Here is a 12,005-nt window from a genome sequence, read left to right on the forward strand (position 1 = left end):
CCTCTTGGGCAGGACCAAGAATTTCTTGATGGTACCCGCCCCGTGATTTATCCGTGGAATCAATCCAAAATCAAAAATATAAAATCCTCACGCCCCCGAATTTATCCGTGGGCTCAATCTAAAATCTAAAATCTAAAATCTAAAATCGAATGACTGATAATTTGTTAACAATTCCCGGCTATCGCATCATTGAGCAAATCTACAATGGCTCTAGAACACAGGTTTATCGAGGAGTTTCTGAGTCAAACCAAAAAGTAATTATCAAACTGCTATTGAGCGAGTATCCAACTGTGGGCGAACTGGTGCATTTGCGGAATCAGTACACCATTACCAAAAATCTTGACCTTCCGGGAATTGTCAAACCCATTGCACTCTTAAACTACCGCCATGCTTTTGCTCTGGTAATGGAGGATGTTGGCGGTGTTTCCCTTGCTGAGTATACTGCTAATGCTGAAGCGAAGAATTTGGGCGATCGCCTATCAAGTAATTCTGAGGTTTCCTCCCCCCATAATTCGCCCCTACCGCTAGATGAATTCATGCCCATCGCGATTCAGATTGTCCAAACCCTAGAAGGATTATATCACAACCGAATTATTCACAAAGATATCAAGCCCCAGAATATTATCATTAACCCTAAAACTAAAGAAGTTAAATTAATTGACTTCAGCATTTCCTCTCTTTTACCCAGAGAAAACCAACAAATCCAAAATCCAAACGTCTTAGAAGGAACCCTAGCTTATATGTCCCCAGAACAGACGGGACGAATGAATCGGGGTATCGACTACCGCACAGATTTTTACTCGCTGGGAGTCACGTTTTACGAACTACTGACAGGGCAATTACCTTTTAACTCGACCGATCCAATGGAGTTAGTTCACTGTCATATTGCCAAGATTCCAACTCCCCCAATAAATCGGGTTCCATCTATGGGAGTGATGGTGAATAATATCATTATGAAATTGATGGAGAAAACTCCAGAGTTACGCTATCAAAGTGCTGTTGGACTGCGATACGACTTAGAAAACTGTTGGCAGCAATGGGAAGAAAATAGCAATATTAGCCAGTTTACCTTGGGGAATAGGGATATTTGCGATCGCTTCGTCATTCCCGAAAAACTCTACGGTAGAGAAACTGAAGTTAAGACGCTATTAGAAGCCTTCGATCGCATCAGTCACCCCACCCTTACCAACGGGGAGCAAGGGAGAGTCGAAATTATGCTAGTGGCTGGCTTTTCCGGCATTGGTAAAACCGTTGTAGTGAATGAAGTTCACAAACCCATTGTCCGCCAACGGGGTTACTTTATCAAAGGAAAATTTGACCAATTCAAGCGTGATATTCCCTTTTCTGCATGGGTACAAGCATTCCAGAATTTGATGCGGCAATTACTCACCGAAAGTGCGGCCCAGGTGCAGAAAGCGAAAGTCAAAATATTGGAGGCTTTGGGTGAAAACGGTCAGGTCATTATTGATGTCATTCCTGAATTAGAACACCTGATTGGCAAGCAGAAAAAAGTACCCCAACTAGAGGGAACCGCCGCTAAAAATCGCTTTAATTTATTATTTCAAAACTTCATCCGAGTGTTCGCAACAAAAGAGCATCCTTTAGTAATTTTTTTGGATGATTTGCAGTGGGCAGACTCGGCTTCATTGAAGCTAATGCAATTGTTGATGAGCGAGACGAATACCCGCTATGTGTTGTTAATGGGAGCGTATCGGGATAATGAAGTTTTTCCAGCACACCCACTGATCCTGACCTTGGATGAGATTCGCAAAAACTCGGCAACAGTCAACCAAATTACTTTAGCACCCCTAGACAAAACTTCCCTGAATTGCCTGATTGCCGATACTCTTTCCTGTCCACCAGAAAGGGCGATTCCTCTGACAGAACTAATTTTTACCAAAACCAAAGGGAATCCTTTTTTTGCTACTCAATTTCTAAAATTTCTTCATAAAGATGGGTTAATTAAGTTTGATGTTACCCCCCCAACCCCCCCTTGGCTAAGGGAAGCAATGGGGGGTTGGCAATGCGATATTTCCCAAGTGAGGACGCTAGCTTTTACCGATGATGTGGTCGAGTTTATGGCGATTCAGTTGCAAAACTTGCCCAGAGATACCCAGAATGTTCTGAAACTAGCAGCTTGTATTGGCAACCAATTTGACTTAGCAACCCTGGCCATTGTTCATAAAAAATCTCAGAGTGAGACAGCGGCCCATTTGTGGAAAGCGTTGCAAGAAGGGTTAGTTATTCCGATTACTGAAGTTTACAAGTTTTTTCAGGACTCGGAATCAGTTGAAGTTGCACAAGCGTCGGAGTTATCGGTTCCCTACAAGTTTTTACATGACCGAGTGCAGCAAGCAGCATATTTTCTGATTCCCGAATCCCAGAAACAGTCCACCCATCTCGAAATTGGGCAACTGCTGTTGAGGAAGGGCGGGCACGGGGGCACCGCCCCTACGGAAGCAGAAATACAAGAGAAAATTTTTGATATTGTCAACCAGTTGAATATGGGGGTGGAGTTAATTGAGTATCAGACTGAGCGAGATCAACTAGCTCAATTAAATTTAATTGCCGGACGTAAAGCTAAAGCTTCAACTGCTTATGCTGCGGCAAATATTTATCTGCAAACAGGGATTGAACTCTTGAGGGCAAACTGCTGGCAAACTCAATATGAATTAACCCTGAATCTCTATATTGCTGCTGCTGAAGCTGCCTATTTGAATGCTGACCTTGAGGGTATGGAACAGATGGCAGCACTGGTTTTGCAAGAAGCCCAAACAATTTTAGATCGAGTTAAAATTTACGAAATTCAAATTGCAGCTCAGACAGCCCAGAGCAAGGTGTTAGAAACGATCGCCGTAGCAAGAGAGGCACTCTTACAATTGGGGATTGAACTCCCTGCCGAACCTGATGAAGCCTTGATTGGCAAAGCGCTACAAGCCCTTGCGGCCCTCCTCGGCAGCAGAAAGATTGAGGAATTGGTTGACCTACCTGTGATGACAAATCCACAGACTCAGGCAGCTATGCAACTGTCTGGTATGTTGTTTCCACCCATTTTCCAGGGAATGCCCGGTTTACTGCCCCTGCTGAGCTCAACGATGGTGAGTTTATCGCTCTCCTTTGGGAATGCGCCCGCCTCGACGGTGGGGTATGCGATGCACGGGATGGTGTTGTGTGCCTTTTTACAAGAGGTGGAAACCGGCTATGGCTTTGGGCAATTGGCACTCTCATTACTCGATAGGTTGAATGTGCCCGAACTCAAGCCCACAGTTCTACTTTTGTTTGGTGGCTGGATTCAGCATCATCAAGAATCTCTTTTGGCAACGATACCGACGCTGAAAGATGGCTTTACGGCTGGCATGGAAACTGGCGACTTTGTAGACGCTGGCTACAACATATATATTTATTTTTATACGCATTTATTCGCTGGGGTAGAACTAGACACTTGGGAACCCGAAATAGCAGGTTACAGGGCTGTTATGGCGCAGTTGAAACAATATTCTGCTCAGATTTATTTGGATATGGTTCAGCAGACGGTGCAGAACTTGAGGGAAACCCATATTCGGCCGGATTTGTTAATAGGCTCCGCCTACGATGAAACGGTGATGATTCCCAAGCACTATCAGGATAATGAATTCACGGCGATCGCCTGTGCCTGCATCTTCAAACTGCTGCTTGCTTACTGCTATGGCAATTACACGGCTGCCCTAGACAACATTACTCAAGTCAAACAGTATTTGATGGGAGTATCGGGATCGGTTTTTGTCCCCATTTTCCATTTTTATGCCGCCCTCACCCACCTGGCACTTTTTCCGGCACAGCCAGCAATTGATGAGCAAACTGAAAATCTTGCCTTAGTGGAAACCCATCAAAGCACGCTGCAACAGTGGGCGCAAAATGCTCCGATGAATTATCTGCATAAATGGTATTTAGTGGAAGCAGAACGACATCGAGTTTTAGGTCAAAATATGAAGGCGATGGATTATTACGATCGCGCTATTAAACTCGCTAAAGAAAATCAGTACATTAATGAAGAAGCACTTAGCAATGAGCTGGCAGCTAAATTCTATTTAGCCTGGGGAAAAGAAAAAATTGCCCAAGTGTACCTAACTGATGCTTACTACGCCTATGCACGCTGGGGCGCCCAGGCAAAAGTTGAGGATTTAGAAAAGCGCTATCTCCAATTACTTGCGCCTATTTTTCACCCTAAAACGAGCTTAAAAAGAGGTCAGACACTTGCCAAAATGATTGCGGAAACTGTTGCCAGTACCAGTTCAGGTGTTTCACAAATTCTGGACTTGGCAACAGTAATCAAAGCATCTCAATCACTTTCAGGAGAAATCAACATCGATAAGTTGCTCTCCACTTTGATGCAAGTGATGATTGAGAATGCGGGAGCAGAAAAAGGAGCTATGATTTTGAGAGAAAGAGATTCTTTCTTCGTCGCGGCTCAATGTGCGATCGGTAAATCGTGCAACCTTCTCTCAACTCCCGTTGTTGACTCTAGCGTAATTCCGATCGCGATTATTAACTATGTCTCGCGCACCCAAGAAACTTTGGTAATTAATGATGCGACGACTGAGGCTACCTTTGCTGCTGACTCTTATATCATCCAGCATCACCCCAAGTCGGTTTTGTGTCTGCCGATTCAACATCAAGGAAAGGTGATCGCCATTCTTTACTTAGAAAATACTCTCGTTACAAATGCCTTTACTCCCGATCGGTTGGCAGTCTTAAATATCTTAGCCTCCCAAGCTGCCATCTCCATAGAAAATGCCCAACTCTATGCCAACTTAGAAGCCAAAGTCGAAGAACGCACCCAAGAATTATCACAAGCTTTAAGCAATCTCGAAGCCACCCAAGAAGGATTGATTCAATCAGAAAAAATGGCAGCTTTAGGACAACTTGTGGCCGGAGTTGCTCACGAAGTTAACACTCCCCTGGGTGCAATTCGCTCGTCGGCAGGAAATGTTTCTAAGTTCTTAAATCAAACTTTAGAACAGTTGCCGGCACTTTTTCAATCTCTCTCCCCAGAAGAAGCACAGAATTTCTTGAGTTTACTTCAGCGTTCCCTCCAACAAGAAGCAAGCTTATCAACCAAAGAAGAACGCAAATTGAAGAGAGCTTTGAGAAGCCAATTGGAAGAATTAGGAATTGACAGTGCCGATACCGTAGCCGATCGCCTAACGATCATGGGCGTTTATAATGAAATTGATACCTTTGTCCCTTTGTTGCAAAGATATGATAGTTTACATCTCCTAGACCTAGCATACAAAATTTCTGAATTAAAAAGAGGTATTGCTACTATCAACACAGCTACAGATAGAGCATCAAAAGTAGTTTTTGCATTGAAAACTTATGCCCGCTACGAACAGTCTGGCGCAAAAACAGCAGCCAGTATTACAGAAGGTATTGAAACAATCTTAACCCTGTATCAAAATCTCCTCAAACAGGGAGTTGAGGTTATCAAAAACTATGCCGAAATCCCGCCGATACTGTGCTATCCAGACGAACTAAATCAAGTTTGGACGAATTTAATTCACAATGCTTTGCAAGCAATGGGTTATCGAGGCACGTTAACAATTGAGTTAACGGCTCAAGATGATCAGGCTAAGATTAGCATTAGCGACACCGGCCAGGGGATACCAGAAGAAATAAAAGGGAAAATATTTGACCCATTTTTTACTACTAAGCCCGCAGGAGAAGGCAGCGGATTAGGACTAGATATTGTGAAGAAGATTGTTGACAAGCATCAGGGAAAAATTGAAGTCGAATCAATTCCGGGCAAAACTACATTTAATGTTTTCCTGCCAACGATCACTGTATAAGCAGGTCAAGGAGTTCGCAAACGATATAAGGTAGTAAGGGGAGCATCTCACCTTTGCAGCCCTCCGCTAGAAATTGGAGTTTTGAGGCAGGAGGCAGGAGGCAGGAGGCAGAAGGAAAGAGGCAGAAGGAAAGAAGAAGAAGGAAGGAGCCAGAAGAAGGAAGGAGCCAGAAGAAGTATTTTTACAAATATGAGATGCTCCCGTAGTAAGTCGGTCGGATTTTGCTTGGTTCCGCGTAAGCTGCCATCTACCCCATAGAGAGGATTGATTTCAAAAGATAAAACGTTTTGAGGCCCCTAACTCCGATTCAACTGACATCTTGCAGCAATATCAATAAGAGGATTTTTCGTGGGGTCGGGCGGGTTTATAGAACCTATTTGCAAGCTTTAAGGCTGTTGGCGAACCCGCCCCTACGGCTAATTGAGAATGGTGCAATATCTCAGATTCAACAGGAAACAGATGTAAAACAGCAGTACGATGCGTTATGCTCAGCTAAGGTGCTACGCAGATAAGTTGGTTGGTTTCGGCGACTGGGGAGGGGGAGAGGATTTGGCGAGCCGTTGACTTGTGACATCTTAAGATAAGATGGGGCCTACTAATACACTTTACTACTTTGGCTACCTTTGCTACTAATAACAATTAAAAAGGATAAAAAATAGATGTCTAAACCAGTTATTTTGTGCGTTGACGATGAGAGAATGGTATTAGACAGTCTCAGGACGCAGCTAGCAGCAGAATTTGGCAATGCCTACATTTACGAAGCAGCCGAAGATGCTGAGGAGGCTTTAGATGTAATCAGCGAACTTTCTGACGAACACACCCACGTGATTCTGATTATTTCGGATTGGTTAATGCCCGGTATTAAGGGAGATGAGCTACTAATCCGCATTCACAAGGAATACCCGCATGTTATTAAAATTCTGCTGACGGGTCAAGCGGATGAAGTAGCCATTGAAAGAGCAAAAAAACTAGCCAACCTTCATTGTTGCTTATCTAAACCTTGGCTGGAATCCGATTTGCTAGAAACTATTAAATCTGGTTTATCTAAACTATGAGCCAACAGGTAATTATCTGTATTGATGATGAGAAAACTGTACTCAGGAGCCTCAAAGCAGAACTGCAAGAGGCTGTTGGCAATGATTATATAATCGAAATTGCTGAAGGTGGGCAAGAGGCATTAGAGTTAATTGAAGAATTGCTAGAGGAGGGGGATGAAATTCCTTTAATTATTTCCGACCACATTATGCCTGATATGAAGGGAGATGAGCTGTTGAAACAGGCTCATATAATTTCGCCTAAAACTATAAAAATTATGCTGACAGGACAAGCAGATATTGGGGCGATCGCCAATGCTATCAACTCTGCAAACTTATATCGTTATATTACCAAACCTTGGCAATCTGAAGACTTGAAATTGACAATTAGAGAAGCGCTAAATAGTTATCTTCAAGATAAACAACTGACAGAACAAAATGCCCAACTCCAGCAAATAAATCAGGAGTTTGCCGAGTTAAACAGCCAGCAAACCGTACTCATTGCTAAACTACACGAAAATGAAAATCGGTTGACACAGTTTTTGGAAGCAATGCCGATTGGTGTGGGTGTCCTGGATGCGGCCGGAGAACCTTACTACATCAATCGGAAAGCAAAAGAGATATTGGGTAAAGGAGTTGTACCGGATAGCAGTTCCAAGCAATTGTCCGAGGTTTATCAACTCTATCAAGCAGGCACCAATCAAAAGTATCCTACGGAGAATTTGCCCATCGTGCGCGCCTTGAAGGGGGAAAGTGCTAGGGCTGACGATGCAGAAGTTCATCAAGGCGACAAGATTATTCCCCTAGAAATCTTCGCTACTCCCATCTACGATCAACAAGGAAATATTGTTTATGCTATCAACACTTTTCAAGATATCACGGAACGCCAAGAAGCTGAGGCCGAACGCAAAAAGTTCATTGAGGATCTCTTTGAGGTCAATTGCAATTTGGAACTTTCACTGGATGCAGAATTAGAAATTGCGGAGGCGACAAGTCGCTTTGTACCCAATGAGTTTTTAGCTTTTTTGGGATGTGATAGTATTGTTGATATTAAATTGGGAGAAGCGGTGGAGTTGGAAATGTCAGTTTTGTTTTCTGACATCCGCGATTTCACTACTCTCTCGGAAAAGATGACACCGGAAGAGAATTTCAAATTTATCAATTCTTATCTGAGTCGAATGGAACCGCTGATTGTGGAAAATCAGGGGTTTATTGATAAGTATATTGGCGATGCAATTATGGCTTTGTTTAGTGAGGGGGCGGATGATGCTGTGAAAGCCGGAATTGCCATGCTGCATACTCTTGCTGAATACAATCGAGAGCGCGCTTCTTTGGGTTATGTGCCGGTTCAGATTGGGGTGGGAATCAATACTGGTTCTTTGATTTTGGGTATAGTGGGCGGGAAAAGCCGCATGGACGGTACTGTGATTAGCGATGCTGTTAATTTGGCTTCTCGGATTGAAAGTTTGACGAAGAATTACGGGGTGTCGCTGTTAATTACTCAGCAGACTTTCGCTCGCTTGACAAATCCTGCTGATTATGCAATTCGGGTAATTGATAAAGTTCAGGTTAAGGGTAAGTCTGAATGGGTGACTGTTTATGAAGTTTTTGATGCGGATTTGCCGGAAGTTAAAGCGGGGAAGTTAGCGACTCTGCAACTATTTACTGAGGCTTTGTCTTTGTACAATATGAATAATTTTAGGGAAGCTGCGGGACTTTTTGCGGCTTGTTTGGGGCAAAATCCGGGGGATAAGGTGGCTCGAATTTATTGGGAAAGGTGTCAGTAGTTAGTTGACAGTTGACAGTTGACAGTTGACAGTTGACAGTTGACAGTTGTCAGTTGTCAGTTGGTAGTTGTTAGTTGGTGATTTTTAGTAATAACCAAGGACTACTGACTGCTGACTAATGACTAATGACTAATGACTACTGACTGCTGACTAATGATTAATGATTAATGACTACTGACTACTGACTACTGACTACTGACTACTGACTATTGATTAATGACTAATGACTAATAACTGCTGACTACGGTTGTTCGATCGGCAATTCTATGATAAACTCGGCTCCGTGGCCGAGTGCAGAAACGCAAGTCAGTTTGCCACCGTGTTCTTGGACAACTTTGTAGGAAATGGACAAGCCTAAACCGGTGCCTTTGTCAGCGGGTTTGGTGGTAAAAAAAGCCTCGAATAACTGCTGGGAAACTTCTTCTGGCATACCGGGGCCGTTGTCAGAAATCCTAATTACAGCATTGGAGTTTTGGACTTCAGTCCTAATTTTAATCTTGCTGCGGTTAGCTTTGACTTCGGCAACTGAACGCCCTTCGTTGTATTCCTCGATCGCGTCGATCGCATTTCCGATCAAATTCATAAATACCTGATTGATTTTCCCAGCATAACACTCAACCAAAGGCAAATTTCCATAGTCCTTAATTACCGCAATTTCGGGATAGTTGCCTCTGGCTTTCAAACGGGTTTGCAGAATCAGCAACGTTCCTTCAATCCCTTCGTGCAGATTAACTTTGCTCATTTGAGAATCATCTTTGCGGGAGAAATTTCTGAGCGATCGCACGATTTCCCGAATGCGATCGGCCCCAACCTGCATCGAAGACATCGCTTTGGGCAAATCTTCTAGCAGAAACTCTAATTCGATATCCTTAATTTTATCTTGAATTGCTGCCGGCGGCTGTGGGCAGTGCTGCTGGTACATATCGATCAAATCCAGCAAATCTTCCGTGTAGTGGCCGACGTGGACGAGATTGCCGCACACGCTGCTAACAGGATTGTTAATTTCGTGAGCAACACCAGCTACCATTTGACCGAGAGTAGACATTTTCTCAGTGTGAATCAATACCGCTTGAGTTTGCTGCAATTCGTGCAAAGTATTTTCGAGTTGAAGTTTTTGTTGGGTTAACTCTGTTTGCGATCGCAGTAAAGCTTCTTCACTGCGTTTTTGCTCGGAAATATCAGTAATTAACCCTTCCAAAGCTATCAATTCTCCAGAGTCGGAAAACACTCCCAAACCTTGCTCCCAAACCCATTTTAATTCGCCGTTTTTAGTAGTAATTCGGTAATTTAGCTGATAGGGTCGATTTTCTTGTAAGGCAACTTGCACGGCATTCCACAAATTCTCGCGATCGTCCGGGTGAGTCAATTCCGATATAGAAACTTGCCGAGTGCCGATAAATTCTTCAGGAGAATAGCCGGCTAACTGATAGCAACCTTCGCTGACAAACTCCATACTGCGATCGGCATCGTTCCGAAAACGGTAGGCCATTCCCGGCAAATTGCTCATCAGCGTCGCCAAAGCCCGCTGGCTTTCCCGTAGGGCTTCTTCGGCGTGTTTGCGATCGGTAATATCCGTCATCACCGCCAGCATACAGAGTTCGCCGTCCAAATTAATCAATTCCGCTGACAGCAAACACACCACCACCGATCCCGACTTCATGCGAAACTCGCACTCCTGATTGCGAACAACACCTTGTTCGTGCAAACGGCGCCTAAAATTAAGTCTGTCTTCAGGCCTTACCCAAATATTTAACCCCGGTACTGTATTCCAGGTCGTTTCTTCTAAACTGTAACCAGTCATCGACAGAAAACTATCATTAACTTCTATAAAACGACCCTCAGCAAAAGTAGTAATTATCATCGGATCTGGACTCGACCGAAAAGCCTTAGAAAACTTTTCTTCCGATAACCTCAACTTTTTAATAGCCTCTTCCAACTGACTTGTCCGCTCTTTAACCCGGCATTCCAATACCTCATTAGCCTGCTTCAGGGCTTCCTCAGCCTGCACCCGATAAGTGATATCGCGCACCACGCCTTGCAGCCCTATTTTGCCGCCGATATCCATAGAAGTTAGCAGCACCTCCGCCGGAAACTCAGAACCATCCAAACGGCAGTGCCGCCAGTCAAAGCGGCAATTTCCCGATCGCATAGCCGTATTAATTCGCTCTTGATAAATACTCCTAGAATCTTGTCCGTCCGGTTGCAACGGCGGGCTAAATTCGGCAGGATGCTTGCCGCAAAACTCCGACTCAGTGCTGCATCCAAATAACTTTAAAGTAGCCGGATTGCAATCCAAAAAACCCTCTTCGTCTAGCAGCATTACCGCATCAGTCGTCGATTCGTACAAAGTGCGAAACTTTTTTTCCGACGCCTGCAAAGAAGCAATCAACTGCATCTTTTCCTCCGCCGCCCGCTTTTGCTCAGTAATATCCTGCATTACTTGAGAAAAGCCCTGCAACTTTCCCCTTTCATCGCGCAAAGGAGTAACAATAATATTCGCCCAAAATCGCGATCCGTCTTTGCGAAGCCGCCAGCCTTCATTTTCGTATCGACCTTCGGCCACCGCCCTGATTAATTTTTCTTGGGGCTTGCCGATTTCAATATCTTCTTTCGTGAAAAAACACTCCGCATTATTGCCGACTATTTCATGAGCTCTGTATCCCAAAATGCGTTCTGCACCTGAATTCCAGCTAGCTACATACCCATCAGGATCTAACATGAATATAGCGTAATCCTTAACGCCTTCAATTATTAAGCGCAGGCGTTCTTCGCTTTCTCGAAGTCCAGATTCTGCTTGCTTGCGCTGGGTGATATCTTCTACAAAACCTTCGTAGTAGAGCAATTTACCTGCTTCATCGCAGACAGCCCGCGCATTCTCAGCGATCCAAATTATTGTTCCGTCTCGGCGATAAATCTGCGACTCAAAATCCGATACGATGCCCTGTTCTTGCAAAGCATAAACAAACTGATCGCGGCGATCGGGATTGACGTAAAGCTGATGGCTGATATCAGTCAGACAGCCCATTAATTCCTCGGCGGAATTATATCCGTAGATTCGAGCCAAAGCTGGGTTAGCGCTGATGTAGCGACCGGATTGGGTTGTTTGAAAAATACCAGACACAGCATTTTCAAACATACTATAATATTTTGCTTCCATTTGGTGCAGTGCCTCCGCGACATTCAGGCATTCTATCGCTTTATTTCCTAATTTTTGATTTCCCACTTGTGAATACCCTGCTCTTGTGTGTGAGTTGAATATTTTTGGTTTACAGCCTGTTAATTTTGAGCCGTTATTTAGGCTAAAGATGGTGTTTCGCAGCCGGAGACGAGTGTGTTTATTCATCTGTCCTACGGGGCTG

The 12,005-nt window shown here is 44.0% G+C and carries 4 protein-coding genes; 3 read left to right on the forward strand and 1 reads right to left on the reverse strand.

Annotation, left to right across the window (positions count from 1 at the left end; translation table 11 throughout):
- Positions 1-149: 149 nt before the first annotated feature.
- The 3 genes from QT990_RS01765 to QT990_RS01775 all read left to right on the forward strand — a co-directional run bounded on the left by QT990_RS01765 (position 150) and on the right by QT990_RS01775 (position 8,646).
- Positions 150-5,825, forward strand: a complete 5,676-nt coding sequence (locus tag QT990_RS01765) for an AAA family ATPase (protein WP_333306312.1) — start codon at positions 150-152, stop codon at positions 5,823-5,825.
- Between the two features lie 659 nt (positions 5,826-6,484).
- A complete protein-coding gene (locus tag QT990_RS01770; protein ID WP_333141431.1) occupies positions 6,485-6,880 on the forward strand; it encodes a response regulator in 396 nt (131 codons plus the stop codon).
- Positions 6,877-8,646, forward strand: a complete 1,770-nt coding sequence (locus QT990_RS01775) for an adenylate/guanylate cyclase domain-containing protein (RefSeq protein WP_333141430.1) — start codon at positions 6,877-6,879, stop codon at positions 8,644-8,646. Before QT990_RS01770 ends, QT990_RS01775 begins: the two co-directional genes overlap by 4 nt.
- A 241-nt stretch (positions 8,647-8,887) precedes the next feature.
- On the opposite strand, the gene QT990_RS01780 is transcribed toward QT990_RS01775, so the two are convergent.
- A complete protein-coding gene (locus QT990_RS01780; RefSeq protein WP_333306310.1) occupies positions 8,888-11,869 on the reverse strand; it encodes a PAS domain S-box protein in 2,982 nt (993 codons plus the stop codon).
- Between the last annotated feature and the right edge of the window lie 136 nt (positions 11,870-12,005).

Source organism: Microcoleus sp. T3_B1, assembly GCF_036700445.1.
Classification (GTDB): Bacteria; Cyanobacteriota; Cyanobacteriia; order Cyanobacteriales; family Microcoleaceae; genus Microcoleus.